Raw genomic sequence first — 20,246 nt, forward strand, 5'->3', positions numbered from 1 at the left:
AGCAAACAAGGAGACAACGATGACTGCAGCATTTGAGCCCACCCAGCAGCCGTCCGCACAGGACACAGCAAGCGAGCAGGCTGCCGCCCTGGAGCTTGAGTGGGCTGCCAACCCGCGTTGGGAAGGCGTCACCCGCGACTACTCGGCTTCCGACGTCGTCCGCCTCCGCGGCCGCGTCTCCGAAGAGCACACCCTGGCCCGCCGCGGCTCCGAAAAGCTGTGGAAGCAGCTCACCGAGGAGCACAAGGAAGGCAAGTACACCAACGCCCTCGGCGCCCTCACCGGCAACCAGGCGGTGCAGCAGGTCAAGGCCGGCCTCCGCGCCATCTACCTCTCCGGCTGGCAGGTCGCCGCCGACGCCAACAACTCCGGCCACACCTACCCGGACCAGTCCCTGTACCCGGCAAACTCCGTTCCCACCGTGGTCCGCCGCATCAACAACGCCCTGCTCCGCGCAGACCAGATCGAATTCTCCGAAGGCATCCAGACCGTCGAGGACTGGATGGTCCCGATCGTCGCCGACGCCGAGGCCGGCTTCGGCGGACCCCTCAACGCCTACGAGCTGATGAAGTCCATGATCCAGGCCGGCGCCTCAGGCGTTCACTGGGAGGACCAGCTCGCCTCGGAGAAGAAATGCGGCCACCTCGGCGGCAAGGTCCTCATCCCCACCCAGCAGCACGTCCGGACCCTGAACGCCGCCCGCCTGGCCGCCGACGTCGCCGGCACACCGTCCGTCATCATCGCCCGCACCGACGCCGAGGCAGCCACCCTGATCACCTCCGACGTCGACGAACGCGACCAGGAATTCATCCTCCGCGAAGGCGGACAGCCGGTCCGCACCCCGGAGGGCTTCTACAAGGTCCGCAACGGCATCGAACCCTGCATCGCCCGCGCCAAGGCCTACGCCCCGTACTCGGACCTCATCTGGATGGAAACCGGCACACCGGACCTGGAGCTGGCCCGCAAGTTCGCCGAAGCCGTCAAGGCCGAGTTCCCGGACCAGATGCTCTCCTACAACTGCTCGCCGTCGTTCAACTGGCGCAAGCACCTGGACGACGCCACCATCGCCAAGTTCCAGCGCGAACTCGGCGCCATGGGCTTCACCTTCCAGTTCATCACCCTGGCCGGATTCCACGCCCTGAACTACTCGATGTTCGACCTCGCCCACGGCTACGCCCGGGAAGGCATGAGCGCCTACGTCGAGCTGCAGGAGAAGGAATTCGCCTCCGAGTCCCGCGGCTACACCGCAACCAAGCACCAGCGCGAAGTCGGCACCGGCTACTTCGACGACATCGCCACTGCGCTCAACCCGAACGCATCCACTTTGGCACTCGTGGGATCCACAGAAGAGGGCCAGTTCCACTAAAACTTACCGTTCGACGGCGGTCGTCGCCGCCGGCCTTCGGACCGGCATCGCTCGGCATGCTATTCCCCATGGCCGGCTTCTTACCTCGCTGAGCGAGGACGAAGCCGGCCACAGGGCCCCTTTTACGCACGCTGCCGCGATACCGGCTCCTTCGGCTTCATGCCCGACTCACCGAAGTGCCGCCAAGCGCCGTCGAACTTCCCTTTTTCGTCTTTAAGGAGACAGAAATGAACAGCTTCACCGATACCTTCACTATCAACGGGATCACGCTGACTGCGCAGCCTATTTGCCGGCAGGGCGAGGTGCTCACTCCTGATGCTCTGGCGTTCATCGCCAGGCTGCACAAGGCCACGGCCGGGCGGCGCGAGGAGCTGCTGAGGGCACGCAGGGCACGGCGGGATCAAATCGCCGGCGGCCAGGACCCGCGGTTCCTCCGGGAGACCGAGTCCGTCCGCAACGATCCGAACTGGCGCGTCGCTCCCCCGGCCCCCGGCCTGGAGGACCGCCGGGTGGAGATCACCGGGCCGGTGGACAAGAAGATGACCATCAACGCGCTGAACTCCGGCGCCAAGGTCTGGCTCGCGGACATGGAGGACTCCTCCACGCCGTCCTGGCGCAACGTCATCCAGGGCCAGCTGAACCTCACGGACGCGCTGGAACGCCGGATCGACTTCACCTCCCCCGAGGGCAAGGAGTACAGGCTCCGCGCCGCGGACGAACTCCCCACCATCGTGGTCCGGCCGCGCGGCTGGCACCTGCCCGAGAAGCACATGCTGATCGACGGCGCCCCGGTGGCCGGAGGCATCGTGGACTTCGGCCTGTACTTCTTCCACAACGCACGCCGCCTGCTCGCCCAGGGCAAGGGCCCGTACTTCTACCTGCCGAAGATCGAAAACCACCTCGAGGCCCGGCTGTGGAATGACATCTTCATCCTGGCCCAGGACCTGATCGGCATCCCGCAGGGCACCATCCGCGCCACCGTGCTGATCGAGACCATCACCGCAGCCTTCGAGATGGAGGAAATCCTCTACGAACTGCGGGACCACGCCTCCGGCCTCAACGCCGGCCGCTGGGACTACATCTTCTCCCTGATCAAGAACTTCCGCACCCGCGGCCCCCGGTTCGTCCTGCCGGACCGCGGCCAGGTCACCATGACCCAGCCCTTCATGCGGGCCTACACCGAGCAGCTGGTGCGCGCCTGCCACAAGCGGGGAGCCATGGCTATTGGGGGCATGGCTGCCGCTGTTCCGAACCGCAAGGACGAGGCCGCCAACGCCAGCGCCTTCGAAAAGGTCCGCGCGGACAAGACCCGCGAGGCCGCCGACGGCTTCGACGGCTCCTGGGTGGCCCACCCCGACCTCGTTCCCGTCTGCCGCGAGGTGTTCGACGCCGTCCTCGGCAACCGCCCCAACCAGCTGGACCGCCTCCGTGAGGACGTTATCCCGGACGACCGTGCCCTGATCAACGTCGCCGCCACCCACGGCACCATTACCGAGCAGGGCATCCGGAACAACATCGAAGTGGGCATTCGCTACATCGAATCCTGGCTGCGCGGCAACGGCGCGGTGGCCATCCACAACCTGATGGAAGACGCCGCCACCGCGGAGATCTCCCGCTCCCAGCTGTGGCAGTGGATCTACTCGCGGGCCATCACGGACCACGGCGAGATCATCACCAAGGAGTGGGTCGAGGACATGCTGGACGAGGAGTTCGCCCGGCTGGAACGCTTTGACGGCGACCGCTTCGCCGACGCCCGCGACATCTTCGAGGAAGTCACGCTCAGCGACACGTTCCCCAGCTTCCTGACGGTTCCGGCCTATGCCAGGTACCTGCACGAGGCCCGCCAGAATGCGGACGCCACGGCCGAAGCCATCGAGGACGAGCTCGTGGCCGCCTAGAAAAGACCGGCCCAGATTTCCGCCCGCCGGGCTGCCACGCCTTCGCAACAGCACCCCCGAAATCCGGGGAGGCAGCCCGGCAGCGGAGCCATCTCCATATCGCGAACCGGACACTTGGGCCCCTTCAGAGGGGGCTCAAGTGTCCGTTCGCGTTTCCCGGGCGTGACTCAACCTTCAGACTGGGCGGATCGATGTGAGCTCGTAGACCAGGGCCGAGCTCATGCCCGGTCCGCGGCAGGTCAACTGGCACGGCGGGGCGCGGCGGGCCTCCAGTTCGACATCGACACGCGCCGGGTGAGGCGTCCGACCGGTAATGCGGATCCGCCAGTGGTCGCCGTCGCGGAAGGTCTCCGTGACCAGATAGTCATGCCGGCCGGCCGGGCCGAAACGTCTGAGTGTGGCCGCGACAGCGGCCTGCTGCGGCGGGAAGAGATCCGTGTATCCGCGCAGATACTCCCCCTGGATGCGGCCGGCAAGATGCTCTTCGATCGTGGCGACGGACGACTCGGCATCCAGACGGCCGTAGTAGACGCCGTCTGGAGCGACAACGACGTTGCCTGCGAACCTGTCACCGCCAATATGCGTACATTCCCACACCAGCTCCGGCCAGCGCTCACTCAGTGCACGTCCCACGGGCCGTCCCCACACCGCACAGCATTGGTCATGTTGACTGTGAGTGCAGACCAGGATGACAGGTGGACGGCCGAGCTTTCCTGGGATGCTGAGGGCCGTGGCAATCTCCGCCAGATCCTCATCCTTGCTCCAGGTTCCCCATTGTTGACGATAGGCGCCGGAGTTCTCATGGCGCAGTACTGCCCAATGGCTGTGACCCTCACGGCGGCGGGGGCCGGGCCGCCTAACCAGCAGCACGCGCGCCTGCGCCGCCTTTGCGGCGGCGAGCACGATTGCTTTGGTCTCAGGCTCGAGATCAAGCCCCTCGAAGCCGTTGAGCGGCCACCCGCCCCGGTACTCGATGAGCACCCAGACGACGCCGTGCGAGGCCGTGCCGGCAATCGGGTCGCCGCGCTTCCGGGCGCCTTCAGAGCAGAAGAAGCGTTCCGTGGCAGCCACTGCGGCGGAGTCACTGTTCACGGAGTCACTGGTCACGAAGTCACTGTTCACGGAGTCACTGTTCAACGGGAACGAGGACCCCCGCGCGCAACAGTCTTTCGACGAGTCCGACACCGAGATCGTTCGCGGTGTGGACCTCCCCGTCGAGCAGGCGCGTCACAGACGCCAGATCGGTCTCTGCGAAGTCGAACCCGCCCACGCGCGTGGTCAGGCGCGAGCCCTCTAGCCGTGCTTCCAGCGCACCACGAAGCCGCACCACGGACTCGGGGCTGAGGCCCTCGACGGCGGCGAGCTGGGCCAGCGGTCCCAGCGGCGCCGGGCGTCCCTGACCTCGCCGGGTGCTGTGGAAAAGAGAAGTGGCATCAGCCTCAGCGAGGGCGGCGGCGAGACGGTCACGGACGGTGTCGATCTCCGCGTCCGGTCCGTTGACGCCCAGTGGCAGGGTACGGCGCATCTCGGGGTCGTCGCACAGCACTGCAAGCGCGGCCTGCGCGAGCTGTTCGGCCAACGCGTAGCGGGTCCAGCTGTGGATTCCGAGCGTGAGGTGGATGGAGACTTCGCCCTGCGCCTGGGCGGCATGCAACCAGCCACGCGGCAGGTAGAGGGCATCCCCGGGCTCGAGCACGGTATCGATATAGGCCTCGCCTTTCGCAGCCTCGGCGACAGCGGAGCGGCGATCCGTCCAGGGTTGATTACGGAGTGGATCCGGGTGGACCGGCTCGTGGATGATCCAGCGCTTCGTCCCCGCGATCTGCAGCACGAAGACGTCGTGGACGTCGTAGTGATCGTCGAACCCACGGTTCTGAGGCGGGGTGATGTAGGCATTGGCCTGTACCGGATGTCCGAGTTCGGTGCTCAGTTTGGTGCTGAAGTCAGAGACTGGCTCCCACGTGCGGTGCAGGGCCTGCAGGACGAGCGTGGCACCGTCCGCGAACTTCCGCCAAAGCGCGGTATCGTCCAGCTGGTCAGAGATAGTAGCGCCGACACCGGCGGGAGAGGTGAACGACGAGTCGGGAAATGTGGAGCCGCCCTTGGCCACGCGGAGGAAGGGCGTGCGCAGTCCACGGCGCGAGATCAGTTCGTCGACGGCCTCAGCAGAGAACAGATCGGAGAAATCGCCGGCGCTACGGGTAAGCAGCGCTGTGCGCCCCCAGATGTCGCCGGCGAACCTCTCGCGGCCGATATCAATCAGACGTGTCTCCAGGACCCCGGCGCCTTCCACGGCGCCGGGGTCGTGGAGGTCAGTGCGGGTGGTGCTCAAAATTTAGATGCCCCGTTCTGCGGCTCCTCCATCGGCACCGCCGTCAGCGCCGCTGTCAGCGCCTCCATCGGCACCGCTGTCTGCACCGCCGTCAGCGCCGCTGTCAGCGCCGCCGTCGGCACCGCTGTCAGCGCCGCCGTCTGCACCGCCGTCAGCGCCGCTGTCTGCACCGCTGTCGGCTCCCCCGTCGGCGCCCCCATCATGCATGCCGGGGACGCCGGCCGCGCCACCGTCCGCCGGGCCTTCCTGCTGGCTTGGATCCTGCTCTGGACTGGTCATGCTTCCTCCCGAGAATCGAATGGCTGGGATCACCCCCGTTACCGGCCGCTGATCCCACCGGGCGATCCTTCATCGACACCGCCCGTGATCACCCTATCGATATGGGTCAGCCGTGGGAACAGCCTGTTCGCCTACACCTCGCCGGTGAGGGAGAGCTGGTCACGTCCGGAGGCTTGAGTGTCCGGTCGCGCTTGGTGTTCAAGGGCGCGGACGACGGCGGGTGGCGGCTTTAGCGCTGTTTCGGCACCTTGCGCACAGACAGCGTCGTGCCCAGGATGAACGCCACTACCGATGCCAGGATCACCAGCAGGGGCACCGTCCAGCCTCCGGTGACGCTGTTGACGTAGCCCACGAACGTCGGAGCTGCGGCCGCGACGCCGTAGCCTACGCCCTGGACCACCGCCGACATCCGGCCAGCCGAAGTTTGGTCGCGGGCCAGCTTGATGATGGCCGTGAAGATCACCGTGATGCCACCGCCCTGTGCCACGCCGCCGACTGACGACCAGAGCCACCACAGCTGCGGCGCCAGCAGCAGCCCGAGGGGAACGGTGAGCCACATGGCTCCCAAGGTAAGGGCGACCGCCGTCGTACTCATGAACCGCGCCGCCAGCGGAACCCCCAGTCCGCCCAGAATTGCCAGGATCTGGAAGAGGGAGGACCCAGCGCCGGCGGCGGCCGGTGCCATGCCGAGTTCGTCGGACAGCAGCGTGGGCAGCCAGGCCGTCACTCCGTAATAGGAGATGGCTTGACCGGCGAAACCGGCGGTCAGCCCCACCGTTGTCCACGGCGAGGCCGGCTGGCCGCTGGCAGGCGGGCCTCCGGAACCATCGTCGGCTGCGGGGATGTATGCCCCGCGTCCGGCTGCGGGAACCCAGAAGGCGATTGCGGCGACGGCGAACAGCGCACTGGCGGCAAGCGCCGGCCGCCACCCGGCGGCTTCAGCCAGGGGCGCAGTCACCACGGACGTGATGAACGAACCGACGTTCAGGGCGGCGGTGTAGATCCCCAGCGCAGTCCCCTGCCGGCGGGAGGAAAAATCCCGCCGGATGATCAGTGGCACCGCGATGTTCCCGACCGTGATGGCCACGCCAAGAATCACGGTCCCGAGCATCACCGTGGCCCCGCCGCCCACGGAGCGCACGACGACGCCCGCCAGAACCCCCAGGAGGGTCAGGGTGATGGCCAGTTCCGCACCCAGCCGGCGCGCCGCCAGCGAGGCAAGCGGCGACGCGAGGGAGAAGCACAGCACCGGGATGCCTGTGAGCAGACCCAGCTCCACCGGTGAGAACCCGAGGTCCAGCTGCATCGGCGCCACCACAGGTGCCACAGCCACGAAGGGTCCCCGCATGTTGAGGGCAATCAGGCCTATGCAGGCGAGGAGAATCCAGCTGCTGGGAATTCTAGAGCCGACACGGTCCCTCATGGAACGGCGGGGTGGGTGGGCGGGAGCACGGCAGGCGGTTTCATCAGTTCATTGCTATCACGTGCGTCCCGCCCGGCGGAGCCAGCCCCTACAGGTACCAGCCCCGCTGGGCGTTGCCCACGCCGGGGGCTTCCCGGAACTGGGCGGGCTGCGCCACCCAGGCGACGCCGTTGGCGATCACCTGCTGAATCTGGGGCTGATGGTAGACGGGGTACTCCTGATCACCCGGGCTGAAGTAGAAGATCCGGCCCTTGCCGCGGGAGAAAGTGACCCCGGACCGGAAGACTTCGCCGCCTTCGAAGGAACTGATGAAAATCAGGTCATCGGGCTCCGGAATGTCGAAAAGCTCGCCGTACATCTCCTGCTTCGGGATGACGATGGGGCTTTCCACGCCGGCGGCAATCGGATGCGAAGGTTTGACTGTCCACACGAGTTCGCGTTCGCCGTCGTTGCGCCACTTGAGGGAACAGGTGGTTCCCAGGAGCCTGGTGAAGATCCTGGCGAAGTGGCCGGAGTGGAGGACGATGAGCCCCATGCCGCCCAAGACGTGGCGCTGAACGCGTTCGACGACCTCGTCGCTGACCTCGCCGTGGGCCACATGCCCCCACCACAGCAGGACGTCGGTCGCGGCCAGGGTTTCCTCAGAAAGACCGTGCTCCGGGTCGGCCAGGGTGGCCGTGGTGATGCTGGAATCCGCGTAAAAGCCCTTTAGGCCGTCCGCGATGGCGCCATGGATGCCGGTGGGGTACATCTCGGCCATGGTTTCCGGCTCGTTATGGGCCTCGTGGACACCTTCGTTCCACACCAGGATGTTGAGTTTGTCAGTCATGTCAGAGCCTCACTTCGCGCTGTTCGAGGGCGGACTTGTAGCAGGCGTCGAGCACCAGGGCGCGGGTCAACGCCAGTGAGCCGTCGTGGGCGCCCCACACGGACTCGCCTCCCCGGACGGCTTCCACGAAATCTTCCACCACGGCCTGGTGTGCCCGGCCGGGTTCCGCCACCACCGTGTAGTCAGCGTTTTCGCCGTCCTTCTCCTTGAAGATGCGAAGGTCTGCGACGGGGGCGTCGGAGGCCCCGACGGCGCGCAGGTCCGCCCCGCCGTCGGTACCGTAGACGGTGAAGTCCATCAGGTCTGCTTCGTCCCGGTAAGCCGCCCAGCCGGCCTCGAGGATGAGCGTTCCTCCGCCTTCAAGCCGGATAAAGGCAGAGGCGAAGTCTTCCACCTCAAACTTGTGGGCCGACTGCATCGCGGTGTACCGGGCATTCCCGCCCAGACCGCGGGGGCCAAGCTCCGAATGTGTGGACGCAGACACGGAGAGGACCTTCGGTTCACCCAGCAGGTGCAGCGCGTAGTCCAGGACGTGGACGCCGATGTCCGCCAGCGGCCCGCCGCCGGCGAGCGCGGGATTGGTGAACCAGCTGCCCAGCATGGGGATGCCTTGCCGGCGGAGCCAGGAGGCCTTGGCGTAGTACGGGCGGCCCAGTTCGCCGTCGTCCATGATGCTCTTCAGCTTCTGGATGTCGCCGCGGCGGCGGTGGTTGAAGGCGACATCCAGGACGCGGCCGGCCCCGCGGGCTGCCTCGACCATCTGCCGGCCCTCTTCTCCGTTGCGGGCCAGGGGCTTCTCGCTCAGCACGTGCAGCCCCCGCTCAAGCGCGGCGATCGTAATCGGGGCGTGCAGGAACGTCGGCACAGCGACGCTGACGGCGTCGAGCCCTTCGAGTTCGATCAGGTCCTCCCAGCGGGCAAACGTGTGGGGGATGCCGTACTCGGCCTTGATACCGGCCAGCAGGTCCGCTTCCATGGCCGCGACGGCGACGAGCTCCACACCGTCGATGTTCTTGAAGGCCTTGATGTGCTGTTGACCGGCCCATCCGATGCCGACGACCCCAACTTTCAGGGGTGCCGTTCCCGGGAGGGACGATGGTTGATGGTTGCTCACGGATGAATCCTCTGTTTCTCGTCGATGTGAAAACGCTAGGCGGTGTGAAGGGCTGCATTCCTGATGGCGGATTCCACCGCCTCGGGCGAAAGTACGTGCTCAATGACCATCCGGCTCGCTCCCCAGATGGCAGCATCAACCGGCGCTTTGGACTGCTCGATGCGCAGCTTGGATGTGGCAAGCGGCTGTGAGCGGCGGTAGACGGTCTCCCGGATGCCTGCCAGGAGCTGGTCACCGGCCCGCGAGAGGCTGCCGCCAACCACGATTACGGAGGGATTGAGGAGATTGACGCAGATGGCAAGCACCTCCCCCATGTCCCTTCCCGCCTGCCGGAGCGCGAGAATGGCCTGCACATCCCCTTGTGCTGCCAGGTCCACCACGGCAGTCCCGGAGTCCGCATCGATGCCCTGGGCCCTCAGTTTTGCTGCCAGCGCGGGGCCGGACGCCAACGCCTCGAGGCAGCCGTGGTTGCCGCAGCGGCATTGGACGTCCTCGCCGCTGGGAACGCGGACGTGTCCAAGGTCCCCCGAGGCGCCGTCTGCTCCCCGCTGCAGCTGACCGCTGCTGATGATGCCTGCCCCGATGCCGGTGGCAGCCTTCACAAAAAGCAGATTCCGGTGGTCCTGCCAGTAGGCATGCCGCTCGCCCACAGCCATGATGTTGACGTCGTTATCCACCAGGACGTCGGTTCCCAGCTCGGCGCCGACATAGCCGGCCACGTCGAACCCATCCCAGCCCGGCATGATGGGAGGCTTGACCGGCCGGCCGGTATCGTGCTCCACGGGCCCCGGCAGGCCGATTCCCACACCGGCCACGTCTCCTTCCGCACGGCCGATGCTTCGCAGCAGCGTCCTGCAGTTCTCTATGACCCAGTCGAGGACGGCTTCCGGACCCTGCGAGATGGCCAGGCCACCGGAGTGGCGGGCCAGAATGTCCCCGTTCAGGTCCGTGACGGCAACGGAAGCATGCGTAGCGCCGACGTCGGCCGCGAACACCACCTTCATGCCCGCGTTGAAGACAAACCGCGACGGCGGCCGGCCGCCCGAGGAGGCTGCCTCGCCTGCGGGTCCCACGAAACCCAGGGCTGACAGGGCGTCGATCCTGGCCGCCACTGTTGTCCGCGCAAGGCCGGTGACCGCTGTCAGTTCGGCCCGGGTCCGTGCCTTGCCGTCACGGAGCATCTGAAAGAGGTCGCCCGCACGGGCCAGGAGCCCGGTGTCCTCCGACGGCCGCTCAAGGGCGGGGGATGTCTGCATGGTTTAAGGAATAGCACACAACGGAGGACTTATGTCAGTAGTTCTGCAAACTTTTGATTGACTTGCGGCAAAAGTAGCCGTAGCTTCGTAATTGACCTACTCCCGGGCACGTTTCCCGTCGCTGATGCCGGTAAGGCCGGCAACGAAGTTAGGAAAGCCATGACCTACTCGCTCCAGCTCTATACCCTCCGCGAACCGCTCGAGGAGGACCTTGCCGGCACCATCCAAAGAGTGGCCGAGATCGGTTTCGCCCAAGTGGAGCCCTACAACTTCGTGGCGACAGCCAAGGAGCTCGGGGAAGCGCTGAGGGCTAACCGCCTGACGGCCCCGTCCGGTCACGCTCCCCTGCTCAGCGAGGACCAGGACCAGATTTTTGCCGCGGCCCGGGACCTGGGCATGGAAACAGTCATCGAGCCCTACATACCGGCGGAGCACTGGCAGTCCGCCGAGGATATCCAGGCCACCGCGGAGAAACTCAATGCTGCCGCGAGGAAGGCTGCCGACTACGGCATCCGGGTGGGCTACCACAACCACCAGTGGGAGCTGGAGTCCACCATCGACGGCCAGTCCGCCCTGGAGTACTTCGCCGGGCTGCTGGACCCTCAGGTGGTCCTGGAGGTCGACACCTACTGGGTTGCTGTTGGCGGCAAGGATCCTGTCGAAATTCTCACCCGGCTGGGCGACAGGGTGCGGCTCATCCACATCAAGGACGGCCCGCTCACCACAGATACCAAGGCGCAACTGCCGGCCGGCAAGGGCAAGGTGGCAGTGCTGGATGTCATCGCCGCCGCAAAATCCCTGGAAGTCGGGGTGGTCGAGTTTGACGACTACGCCGGAGACATTTTTGACGGGATCGCCCAGAGCCTGTCCTTCCTGCAGAAGGCGGCAACCGGGCAGGTACGTTCATGACCGAGACACCGGCAGGCGGCAGCGGCCCGGTGGGCGTCGCCGTCATCGGCGCAGGCAACATCAGCAAGCAGTACCTGGACAACCTGACGGTGTTCCCTGACCTGAAGGTCCTCGTCATCGCCGACCTTTCCGAGGACGCGGCGGCGGCGCGGGCCAGGGAATACGGCATCCCCGCCTCAGGCGGGGTGGACGCGGCACTGAACCATCCCGACGTCGAAATCATCGTCAACCTGACCATCCCGGCCGCCCACGTGGAAGTGGCCACCGCCGCCGTCACCGCCGGCAAGCACGTCTGGACGGAGAAGCCCTTTTCGCTGGACCGCGAATCCGGACTGGGACTGCTGAAAGCGGCAGACGCCGCCGGACGCAGGCTCGGCTGCGCCCCGGACACGTTCCTCGGTGCGGGCCTCCAAACCGCCCGCCGCCTGATCGAACGCGGCGACATCGGCACGCCACTGACGGCGATGACCACCTTCCAGACGCCGGGGCCCGAATCATGGCATCCAAACCCGGCGTTCCTGTTCCAATACGGCGCCGGCCCGCTGTTCGACATGGGGCCGTACTACCTCACCGCCCTGGTTCAGACGTTCGGTCCGGTCAGCAGAGTGGCGGCCATGGGTTCGAAGTCCAGGGAGGTCCGCGTGATCGGGTCCGGCCCGAGGCTGGGCGAGGAATTCAGCGTCGAGGTCCCCACCCATGTCAGCGCTATGGCACAGTTCGAAGGCGGCCAGTCCTCACACAGCGTCTTCAGCTTCGAATCGCCCCGCGAGCGTGTGGGTTTCGTGGAAATCACGGGCACCGAAGCCACGATCGCCCTCCCGGATCCGAACTATTTTGACGGCGACCTGAGGCTCTGGCGCGCCGGCGACGAGGACTGGACCGTCATCCCCGCCACGGGTCCCTCCCACGGCCGCGGCATGGGCGTCCTGGACATGGCCCGCGCCATCCGCTCGGACCGCCCGCACCGCGCCACAGGACAGCTCGCCTACCACGTGCTGGACACCATGGTCGCCATCTCCGAGTCCGTGGACTCCGGAACGTTCATCGACGTCGAAAGCTCCGCGCCGGCCTCCCCTGCACTCCCTGAGGACTGGGACCCCACTGCCTCCACACTCTAGGACCTCGCCCCTTTAGCACCTCCACACTTTAGGAACAGCGCAATGACGACCCAAGAAACCCGCCCTGGTGCCCGCCCGGATGCCCGCCCGCTGGGTGTGGCCATGATCGGTTACGCGTTCATGGGCAAGGCCCACTCGAACGCCTGGCGGAACGTGGCCAGCTACTTCGACGTTCCGGCCTTCGAGCGGACAGTGCTCGTGGGACGGGACAAGGTCCACGTCGCCGAAGCCGCCGCCACCTATGGGTGGGCTGAGTCCGCCACCGACTGGCGCGCCGTCGTGGACCGCGACGACATCGACATTGTGGACATCTGCGCCCCGGGGTGGATGCACGCGGAGATCGCACTCGCTGCCCTCGAGGCCGGGAAACACGTGTTGGTGGAAAAGCCGCTGGCCAACACCATGGCCGAGGCCGAAGCAATGACCCGCGCGGCACAGGCGGCGCGAACACGCGGAGTGCAGTCGATGATCGGCTTCAACTACCGCCGCGTCCCGGCGCTTGCCCTGGCCAGGGAACTCATCGCCGAAGGCCGGCTCGGCACCGTCCGCCATATCCGGGCCTCCTATCTGCAGGACTGGCTCACTGATGCACAGGCTCCGATGACCTGGAGGCTGCGCAAGGACGCGGCGGGCTCCGGCGCTTTGGGCGACATCGCTTCCCACGCCATCGACCAGGTCATGTTCCTCCTCGGTGAAGCCGTCACCGAGGTCTCCGGGCGGCTGCACACCTTCGTTTCCAGCCGGCCTGGTGAGCATGGCCCGGAGGATGTAACGGTCGACGACGCCGCCTGGGCGACGCTGTCCCTCACCGGCGGGGCCATCGCCTCGGTCGAGGTCTCCAGGATGGCCACCGGGCAAAAGAACTCACTGAAGCTGGAAATCTACGGCGACAAAGGCGCCCTCCTCTTCGACCTTGAGAACCTGAACGAGCTGGGCTTCCTGGACGCGACGGCCCCGGCCCGGGAACAGGGCTTCCGCCGCATCCTTGTGAACGAACCTGAACATCCCTATATGGACGCCTGGTGGCCGCAAGGCCACATCATCGGATGGGAACACACGTTCACCCACCAGATCCGTGATTTCCTCACTGCGATTGACGGCGGCAGCGCCCCCTCGCCGTCCTTCGAGGAGGGCCTGGCCGTGCAGCGCGTCCTGGCAGCCGTCGAGGAGTCCGCCAGCGCAAAGTCCTCCACCGTCCAGCTCACCGCCCCGGTGAGCGTTTCCCCCGCCGAAGGAGCCTGACATGCCCCACCCGTACACCCTGTTCACCGGCCAGTGGGCCGACCTGCCCTTCGAGGAAGTCGCCCGGCTCGCGTCCGGCTGGGGCTACGACGGCCTCGAGATCGCCGTGTCCGGGGACCATCTGGACGCCTGGCGCTGGGACGAACCCGGCTACGTCGAATCCAAACTCGCCGTGCTGGAGAAGTACAACCTGAAGGTCTGGGCCATCTCGAACCACCTCAAGGGCCAGGCCGTCTGCGATGACCCGATCGACTTCCGTCACGAGGCGATCGTCGGCGCCAGGGTCTGGGGCGACGGGAACCCCGAAGGCGTCCGCCAGCGCGCCGCCGAGGAAATGAAACACACCGCCCGGCTCGCCAAGGCCCTGGGCGTGAACACCGTTGTCGGCTTCACCGGTTCCTCCATCTGGCAGTACGTCGCGATGTTCCCGCCCGTGCCGGAAAAGGTCATCGACGCCGGGTACCAGGACTTCGCGGACCGCTGGAACCCCATCCTGGACGTCTTTGACGAATGCGGGGTCCGCTTCGCCCATGAAGTCCACCCGAGTGAGATCGCCTACGACTACTGGACCACCGTCCGGACCCTGGAAGCGATCGGCCACCGCGAGGCGTTCGGCCTGAACTGGGACCCCTCCCACATGATGTGGCAGGGCATCGACCCGGTCTCCTTCATCTGGGACTTCAAGGACCGGATCTACCACGTGGACTGCAAGGACACCAAGCTGCGCATGACGGGCCGGAACACCGTCATGGGCTCGCACCTGCCCTGGGGCGACCCCCGCCGCGGCTGGGACTTCGTCTCCGCCGGACGCGGCGATGTCCCTTGGGAATCCTCGTTCCGCGCCCTCACCGCCATCGGCTACACCGGCCCCATCAGCATCGAATGGGAAGACGCCGGCATGGACCGCCTCCACGGCGCCCCCGAAGCCCTCGCCGCGCTCAAGAAGTTCGATTTCCCCGCAGCCCAAGGCAGCTTCGACGCCGCCTTCAAGCAGTAGCATCGGGACCCATGACACACACCATCCGTAAGGCAACAGCGGACGACGCCGGGCGGCTGGCTGAGCTGGCGGCCGTCACCTTTCCGCTGGCGTGCCCGCCGGGCTCCTCCCCCGAGGACATAGCGGCCCACCTCGCCGACACACTCAGCGAGCGGCACTTCCGCGCGTATCTCGCCGACCCCGGTGTGACGATACTGGTCATCGATGCCGGCGGCGGCGGTCTCCGCGGCTACAGCCTGCTCGTGAACCGGCCTGCCCTGGATCCTGATGTGGCCTCTGCGCTCACCGCCCTGCCCTCGGCGGAGCTCAGCAAATGCTATGTCCACCCTGACCATCACGGCCTCGGCGCCGCGGCTGACCTGATGCAGGCCACCATCGGGCACGCCGCAGCCGCCGGGGCAACGGGAGTGTGGCTCGGCGTCAACAGCCAGAACACCAAGGCCATCCGGTTCTACGAAAAGTCGGGCTTCCGGAAGGTGGGGACCAAATCCTTCCGGCTGGGAAGCGCTGTGGAACACGACTTCGTGATGGAGCGGCGGCTGGGCGGCTAACTCACGAGGTCTTTATAAAGTGGCAGCCGGGGGTCGTTCCGGAGCGTCAGTCCCGGCGGCAGGCCCTCCACGCTGCCTTCCCTTCCCTTGGCCCGGATGGTGATCCTGGAACTGCCCAGGAGAACGTTATCGGCGGTGATGTCGCCCATCCGGTCCGGAAGGATCGGTGCCAGGTGGACCTCGTTCCGAGTGAAGTCCGGGTCGAAGCGCAGAAGAATGCGGGCCAGCTGAACCGGAGCCGCTGCCGCCCATGCCTGCGGGGAGCACGCCGTCGGATACGGCACCGGCTCCGGAAAGTCGCCCCGGTCAAACCCGCAAAACAATTCCGGCAGCTGTCCGCCAAAGTGGGCCGCCGCCGCGAAGAGCCCGCTCGCAACCCTGCTGGCCTCGTCCACAAAGCCATACCGCATCAGCCCGGTGGCGACGAGCGCGCTGTCGTGCGGCCATACCGAACCGTTGTGGTAGCTGACCGGGTTGTACGCGCCCATGTCCGAGGCCAGTGTCCTGATTCCCCAGCCCGTGAACATCTCCGGTGACATGAGGCGCTCCGCGACCAGCGGGGCCTTATCCTCGTCGACGAGTCCAACCCAGAGGCAGTGGCCCATGTTTGATGCGCACGAGTCAACTTGCTGCTTGTCCTTGTCCAGGGCGATGGCGTAGTACCCCTTGTCCGGCATCCAGAAGCGTTCGTTAAAGGACGTCCTTAAACGGGCCGCGCGCGCAGCCCAGTGGCGCTCCTTGGATTTGTCACCCTCCCAGCGGGCAAGCAGCGACCGCGCCACGTAGGCGGCATACACGTAGCCTTGGACCTCGCACAGCGCAATCGGCGGCTCGGCCATCCTGCCGTCGGCGAAATTTATCCCGTCCCACGAGTCCTTCCACCCCTGGTTTAAGAGTCCGTGGGGGTTGGGCCTCTGGTACTCCACAAAGCCGTCCCCGTCGCGGTCCCCGAAATGCTCGATCCATTCCATGGCACGATCCGCATGCGGCAACAGCGATCCAATGATGTCCTCGCCGAGTCCCCAGCGGCTGAGCTCCCCCAGGAGGGAGACGAACAGGGGCGTCGCGTCGGCCGTGCCGTAATACGCTGTGCCACCGAGGGCAAGGCCGGCACTGATGCCAAACCTCACTTCGTGGGGGATCCGCCCCGGCTCTTCCTCAGAGTCCGGATCCACCTTTTGGCCCTGGATCCCGGCGAGGGTCTGCAGCGTGCCGGCAGCCAGGTTCGGGTCGACCAACAGCGCCATGTACGCGGACAGCAGCGAATCCCGGCCGAAGAGCGCCATGAACCACGGGGCGCCTGCGGCGACAGCAGCCCGGTCAGGGTGTGCATCATCGAAGATGCGCAAGGAGCCCAGGTCGTTCTGGCTCCGGTTCAGAACATTCTGAACGTTCCGATCCAGGACGGTCACCCGCGGTACGTGCTCCCCCCAAGCCAGATGCCTCTTAACGCCCATCCTGTGGTGCGGAGGCGAAGCCTCGGAAAAGGGCTCATCCGGCCCCACTCCGTTGATCAGTGGAACCACGATGACGGCGGTGGACCATTGTCCCCTGGGCGGAATTTCCACCCGGAAAGCCAGTGCATCCTCGCGTACCAGCGCCCCTGCTGCGCGGATGGCCGCACCCCGGCGCTGGCTGTTGCGCTCGGCTTCGATATGGAGCTCCGCACCCTGGACCGACCTGCGGACAACGGCACCGGTTGCGGCCCTGCCACCCTTGACATCGAAGAGGTCCGCCATGTCGGCCTCGATGCTGAGCTCGATGTCACAGTCCGCCGGCTCGGACGAGTAATTGACGATAGTGATGTCGTCCCTCAGCCCGGGACCTATGTGCCGCTGGTGCCGCACCACCAGCGGGCTGTCGAATCTACCGTCAGCGGAGCGCGCCCTGCCAACGAAGGTGGCCTGGAAGGGCGCAGGCGTCTGGGTGCCCAGCGGTTCACGGAGGGCTCCATTGACCCGGAGCATCCAGCGGGAAACCACCCGTGTGTCCTGGTAGAAGACCCCTTGTGGTCCGCCAGGAATGATGTCGCCGTTGTGGGAGGAGATGCAGAACGAGGACCCTTCGACCACGGTGACCGAGCCGGCTTCGGATGGACCCGCTTCGGTACCGGCATTCCAGGCATTCATGGGCTGATCCCTTCCCTTGCCAGGCGCCGCGGCTGGGGTCAGGAACCGGGCGCCAGCGAATCGTGTATCTGATTCTCACGCACCATGGCCGGATCGGAAACCCCGGAAGGCAACTTCTGCTCCAATAGCTGGGTGTATAGATCCAGGTGGTCCGCGACCATCCGTTCCGAGCTGAACCGTTGCTCGACGGAGGCGCGGCACGCTGCCCTGCTGAGCTCGCCAGCCTGGAGCAACAGCGCCGGCAGTTCGTCAAGGGAAGCCAGGTAGCCGGTGGATCCGTGGTCCACCACTTCCGGCGCTGCACCAATGGGCGTGCCGATCACGGGGGTTCCTGTGGCCAGGGCCTCGATCATCACTAGCCCGAAAGGTTCGGACCACTGGATGGGGTTCAGGAAGGCGCAGGCTTCGCCCATCAGCGCGTACTTTTCGGTATTCCCAAGCTCGCCGATGAACTCCACGGTGGGCCCCAGAAGGGGTTCAACGACCTCCCTGAAGTAGCGCAGCTCCTCAGGTTCGCGGATCTTTGCCGCGAGGCGCAGCGGGATTCCGGCCTTCTGGGCGACGGCGATGGCTTGGGCCGGACCCTTGTCCGGGGACATTCGTCCCACAAAGCACGCGTAGCCTCCCTGCCCCGTGCCCACGGGCACTCCGGCCAGATCCATCCCGTGATGGATTACCCGCGTCACCGGCACGTCCGGTGTGCGGCTGACCTGGTCATGGGATATGGCAACAATGCTTGCGGTCCTGCCGATGTCCCGGTAAATGTCCACCGCCGACGGCGTCAGCTGGCAATGGATGGTTGTCACCACCGGCACGCCGGGCGGGCGGTGCGGGTACAGCGGGCCGGCCATGGTGTGATCGTGGATGATGTCCACTCCCCCCATCCCCCGGTAGGCGCGTATCACGTGACTCAGTTCCGAAAGCGTGAACCCCAGTTCGGCCGTTTCGGCCTTCCGCATGTCAGGGACACGGAGACCGGGACATTCGCTGTCGGACGGCACAGCCAACACCACCTCATGGCCGGCCTCCGCAAACCCTCGGGCAAGGCTGTCCACTACCCGCTCAGTACCGCCGTAAGCGGGCGGGGGAACCGGAATCCACGGTCCCGCAATTAGTCCTATCCGCATGCCCGGCCTCCTGGGACACAGGGCAGGATGCTTCCGGACAACGGATAGAAGCGCCTGCCTCGGCACACCCGAGTAACGGGTGCGTTCGGATGAACGCCATCCGACGACTGACGTCATAACCTATGTCAAACGATAGGATCCCGCGTGGCCGCGGGCAAGACTGTCCGCCTTCAGGCCGCCTGTGGCCCATCCGACACCGCAGCGGCGGAATGCCAGAGCGCCGGTGAAGGTTGTGGCAAGCATGAAGATTGAAATCTGGTCAGACGTCGCGTGTCCGTGGTGCTACATCGGCAAGCGGCGCTTCGAGACCGCCCTGGCTGAGTTTCCCCACCGCGATGCCGTGGAGGTGCAGTGGCGCAGCTATCAGCTGGATCCGTCCCTGCCCGAACACTATGACGGCACCGAGCTTGACTACCTCAGCACGCGCAAGGGCTTGGCCCCCGAGCAGGTCTCACAGATGTTTGACCACGTGGCGGCCCAGGCGAAGGGTGAGGGCCTCCACTACCGGTTCGACGCCGTCGTGGTCGCCAACAGCTTTACCGCCCACCGGCTCATCCACCTGGCCGCCGCGGCCGGGAAGCAGGACGCCGCCAAGGAGCGGCTGCTCAGTGATCATTTCGAACACGGCAAGGACATCGGCAGCCGCGACTACCTCACCATGCTGGGCGGGGAACTGGGCCTCGACGCCGGCGCCGTTGCCGAGCTCTTCACCACTGACAAGTACGCCGCCGAGGTCCGCCATGACATTGCCGAAGCGCGGGCGCTGGGCATCAGCGGGGTCCCCTTCTTCGTGATTGACCGGAAATTCGGTCTCTCCGGCGCCCAGCCCCCGGCAGCGTTCAGCATGGCCCTCGAGCAAGCCTGGGCGGACGCCCATCCGTTGGCCATGGTCAGCGCCGGCGACCCCGGGCCAGAGGTCGGCGGAGTGCAGGACGGCGGGGCCTGCGGCCCGGACGGCTGCGCGGTCTAGCGGGGGCAAGACACGCACGGTTTTACTGACAGAGCGCGGTAAAGTGTCCGTATGCCACGGATTTCGGCCCCCAGCAACGCTGCGCAGCGCGCCGAGACCCAGCGCCGCATCCTCAATGCCTTTGGCGAACTTCTCTTCACGCACGGGCTGCCCGGGCTGACCATGACGGATGTTGCCCGTCATGCAGGAATCGGGCGCACTGCCGTGTACAACTACTATGCGGACATCGAAGAGCTGCTCATCTCCTACGCCCTGATTGAAACGGAGCGCTTCCTGGCGGAGCTGAAGGAGTCCCTCAACCTGCTGGAGAATCCGGTGGACCGGCTCGCGCTGTATGTGCGCTCGCAGGTGGAGGACCTCAGCCGCCGCCACCTGCCGCCCGGCCCGGCCATGGGAGCTGTGCTGTCCCCGGCGTCATTCGCCAAGCTTGCAGATCACGTCGGCGGCCTCAGTGACCTTCTCCAGGAGATCCTGCGCGAAGGCATGGACCAGGGCTACTTCCCGGTGGCGGACGTCCGGCAGCAGGCGCAGCTGATCCATGGAACCCTGTCATCCAGCGCTGCCCGGGGCAGCGGGGAGGCGGACGACATGGAGGAACGGATCTCCCGGACAGTGCGGTTCATTCAGTTGGGTGCCGGAGCCAGGTTCGACGACGGCGGCCGTCCCATCCGTCTGAGCGAACCTCCCGCCGCGGCTGGCTAGGGGG

18 protein-coding genes are annotated in these 20,246 nt (G+C 66.3%); 9 read left to right on the forward strand and 9 right to left on the reverse strand.

Features of this window, described 5'->3' with window-relative positions; all coding sequences use genetic code 11:
- Window positions 1-19 precede the first annotated feature (19 nt).
- A complete protein-coding gene (aceA, locus tag AC5RUM_RS01065; protein WP_494033202.1) occupies window positions 20-1,366 on the forward strand; it encodes an isocitrate lyase in 1,347 nt (448 codons plus the stop codon).
- Between the two features lie 227 nt (window positions 1,367-1,593).
- Complete coding sequence (gene aceB, locus AC5RUM_RS01070; protein ID WP_494033203.1) at window positions 1,594-3,264, forward strand: malate synthase A; 1,671 nt, start codon at window positions 1,594-1,596, stop codon at window positions 3,262-3,264.
- A 174-nt stretch (window positions 3,265-3,438) separates the two neighbouring features.
- Here the strand turns inward: aceB and AC5RUM_RS01075 are convergent, their stop codons facing one another.
- The 7 genes from AC5RUM_RS01075 to AC5RUM_RS01105 all read right to left on the reverse strand — a co-directional run bounded on the left by AC5RUM_RS01075 (window position 3,439) and on the right by AC5RUM_RS01105 (window position 10,497).
- Window positions 3,439-4,278 (reverse strand): sucrase ferredoxin, encoded by an 840-nt coding sequence (locus AC5RUM_RS01075; RefSeq protein WP_494033860.1) that lies wholly within the window; start codon window positions 4,276-4,278, stop codon window positions 3,439-3,441.
- 112 nt (window positions 4,279-4,390) lie between these two features.
- Entirely contained in the window at window positions 4,391-5,596 is a 1,206-nt protein-coding gene (locus tag AC5RUM_RS01080) for a cupin domain-containing protein (protein WP_494033204.1), read from the reverse strand.
- A gap of 3 nt (window positions 5,597-5,599) precedes the next feature.
- Window positions 5,600-5,875 carry a BatC protein gene (locus AC5RUM_RS01085; RefSeq protein ID WP_494033205.1) on the reverse strand — a complete coding sequence of 92 codons (276 nt, stop codon included), beginning with the start codon at window positions 5,873-5,875 and terminating at the stop codon, window positions 5,600-5,602.
- Window positions 5,876-6,104: 229 nt separating this feature from the next.
- Complete coding sequence (locus AC5RUM_RS01090; protein WP_494033206.1) at window positions 6,105-7,298, reverse strand: MFS transporter; 1,194 nt, start codon at window positions 7,296-7,298, stop codon at window positions 6,105-6,107.
- An 88-nt stretch (window positions 7,299-7,386) separates the two neighbouring features.
- Window positions 7,387-8,127, reverse strand: coding sequence for a ThuA domain-containing protein (locus AC5RUM_RS01095; protein WP_494033207.1), 741 nt, complete (start codon window positions 8,125-8,127; stop codon window positions 7,387-7,389).
- 1 nt (window position 8,128) lies between these two features.
- Window positions 8,129-9,241, reverse strand: a complete 1,113-nt coding sequence (locus AC5RUM_RS01100; protein ID WP_494033208.1) for a Gfo/Idh/MocA family protein — start codon at window positions 9,239-9,241, stop codon at window positions 8,129-8,131.
- A 35-nt stretch (window positions 9,242-9,276) separates the two neighbouring features.
- Window positions 9,277-10,497 carry an ROK family protein gene (locus AC5RUM_RS01105; RefSeq protein WP_494033209.1) on the reverse strand — a complete coding sequence of 407 codons (1,221 nt, stop codon included), beginning with the start codon at window positions 10,495-10,497 and terminating at the stop codon, window positions 9,277-9,279.
- Window positions 10,498-10,656: 159 nt separating this feature from the next.
- On the opposite strand from AC5RUM_RS01105, the gene AC5RUM_RS01110 reads away from it, so the two are divergent.
- From AC5RUM_RS01110 to AC5RUM_RS01130, 5 genes are read left to right on the forward strand one after another with little or no spacing between them, the layout of a single operon-like run.
- Window positions 10,657-11,406, forward strand: a complete 750-nt coding sequence (locus AC5RUM_RS01110) for a sugar phosphate isomerase/epimerase family protein (RefSeq protein WP_494033210.1) — start codon at window positions 10,657-10,659, stop codon at window positions 11,404-11,406.
- Window positions 11,403-12,524: a Gfo/Idh/MocA family protein gene (locus tag AC5RUM_RS01115; RefSeq protein ID WP_494033211.1), complete on the forward strand. Its 1,122-nt coding sequence runs from the start codon at window positions 11,403-11,405 to the stop codon at window positions 12,522-12,524. Before AC5RUM_RS01110 ends, AC5RUM_RS01115 begins: the two co-directional genes overlap by 4 nt.
- A 42-nt stretch (window positions 12,525-12,566) precedes the next feature.
- Window positions 12,567-13,766 (forward strand): Gfo/Idh/MocA family protein, encoded by a 1,200-nt coding sequence (locus AC5RUM_RS01120; RefSeq protein ID WP_494033212.1) that lies wholly within the window; start codon window positions 12,567-12,569, stop codon window positions 13,764-13,766.
- Window position 13,767: 1 nt separating this feature from the next.
- The gene (locus AC5RUM_RS01125) at window positions 13,768-14,763 is read left to right on the forward strand and encodes a sugar phosphate isomerase/epimerase family protein (RefSeq protein ID WP_494033213.1); all 996 of its coding nucleotides are present in this window, start codon (window positions 13,768-13,770) and stop codon (window positions 14,761-14,763) included.
- Window positions 14,764-14,774: 11 nt separating this feature from the next.
- The gene (locus AC5RUM_RS01130; protein WP_494033214.1) at window positions 14,775-15,314 is read left to right on the forward strand and encodes a GNAT family N-acetyltransferase; all 540 of its coding nucleotides are present in this window, start codon (window positions 14,775-14,777) and stop codon (window positions 15,312-15,314) included.
- Here the strand turns inward: AC5RUM_RS01130 and AC5RUM_RS01135 are convergent.
- Both AC5RUM_RS01135 and AC5RUM_RS01140 read right to left on the reverse strand, forming a co-directional pair.
- Window positions 15,311-17,443, reverse strand: a complete 2,133-nt coding sequence (locus tag AC5RUM_RS01135; RefSeq protein ID WP_494033215.1) for an amylo-alpha-1,6-glucosidase — start codon at window positions 17,441-17,443, stop codon at window positions 15,311-15,313. The genes AC5RUM_RS01130 and AC5RUM_RS01135 overlap by 4 nt on opposite strands.
- Window positions 17,444-17,481: 38 nt before the next feature.
- Complete coding sequence (locus tag AC5RUM_RS01140; RefSeq protein ID WP_494033216.1) at window positions 17,482-18,570, reverse strand: glycosyltransferase family 4 protein; 1,089 nt, start codon at window positions 18,568-18,570, stop codon at window positions 17,482-17,484.
- 241 nt (window positions 18,571-18,811) lie between these two features.
- On the opposite strand from AC5RUM_RS01140, the gene AC5RUM_RS01145 reads away from it, so the two are divergent.
- Window positions 18,812-19,540 carry a DsbA family oxidoreductase gene (locus tag AC5RUM_RS01145; protein WP_494033217.1) on the forward strand — a complete coding sequence of 243 codons (729 nt, stop codon included), beginning with the start codon at window positions 18,812-18,814 and terminating at the stop codon, window positions 19,538-19,540.
- Window positions 19,541-19,591: 51 nt separating this feature from the next.
- Complete coding sequence (locus AC5RUM_RS01150) at window positions 19,592-20,242, forward strand: TetR/AcrR family transcriptional regulator (RefSeq protein ID WP_494033218.1); 651 nt, start codon at window positions 19,592-19,594, stop codon at window positions 20,240-20,242.
- Window positions 20,243-20,246: the final 4 nt, after the last annotated feature.

The organism is Arthrobacter sp. B2060, from assembly GCF_059090445.1.

Bases quoted from the DNA above. Each gene is read 5' to 3' on its own strand.
- aceA (WP_494033202.1), top strand. From the start codon at position 20: ATGACTGCAGCATTTGAGCCCACCCAGCAGCCGTCCGCACAGGACACA.
- aceB (WP_494033203.1), top strand. From the start codon at position 1,594: ATGAACAGCTTCACCGATACCTTCACTATCAACGGGATCACGCTGACT.
- AC5RUM_RS01085 (WP_494033205.1), bottom strand. From the start codon at position 5,875: ATGACCAGTCCAGAGCAGGATCCAAGCCAGCAGGAAGGCCCGGCGGAC.
- AC5RUM_RS01090 (WP_494033206.1), bottom strand. From the start codon at position 7,298: ATGAGGGACCGTGTCGGCTCTAGAATTCCCAGCAGCTGGATTCTCCTC.
- AC5RUM_RS01095 (WP_494033207.1), bottom strand. From the start codon at position 8,127: ATGACTGACAAACTCAACATCCTGGTGTGGAACGAAGGTGTCCACGAG.
- AC5RUM_RS01105 (WP_494033209.1), bottom strand. From the start codon at position 10,497: ATGCAGACATCCCCCGCCCTTGAGCGGCCGTCGGAGGACACCGGGCTC.
- AC5RUM_RS01110 (WP_494033210.1), top strand. From the start codon at position 10,657: ATGACCTACTCGCTCCAGCTCTATACCCTCCGCGAACCGCTCGAGGAG.
- AC5RUM_RS01115 (WP_494033211.1), top strand. From the start codon at position 11,403: ATGACCGAGACACCGGCAGGCGGCAGCGGCCCGGTGGGCGTCGCCGTC.
- AC5RUM_RS01120 (WP_494033212.1), top strand. From the start codon at position 12,567: ATGACGACCCAAGAAACCCGCCCTGGTGCCCGCCCGGATGCCCGCCCG.
- AC5RUM_RS01125 (WP_494033213.1), top strand. From the start codon at position 13,768: ATGCCCCACCCGTACACCCTGTTCACCGGCCAGTGGGCCGACCTGCCC.
- AC5RUM_RS01130 (WP_494033214.1), top strand. From the start codon at position 14,775: ATGACACACACCATCCGTAAGGCAACAGCGGACGACGCCGGGCGGCTG.
- AC5RUM_RS01135 (WP_494033215.1), bottom strand. From the start codon at position 17,443: ATGAATGCCTGGAATGCCGGTACCGAAGCGGGTCCATCCGAAGCCGGC.
- AC5RUM_RS01140 (WP_494033216.1), bottom strand. From the start codon at position 18,570: ATGCGGATAGGACTAATTGCGGGACCGTGGATTCCGGTTCCCCCGCCC.
- AC5RUM_RS01145 (WP_494033217.1), top strand. From the start codon at position 18,812: ATGAAGATTGAAATCTGGTCAGACGTCGCGTGTCCGTGGTGCTACATC.
- AC5RUM_RS01150 (WP_494033218.1), top strand. From the start codon at position 19,592: ATGCCACGGATTTCGGCCCCCAGCAACGCTGCGCAGCGCGCCGAGACC.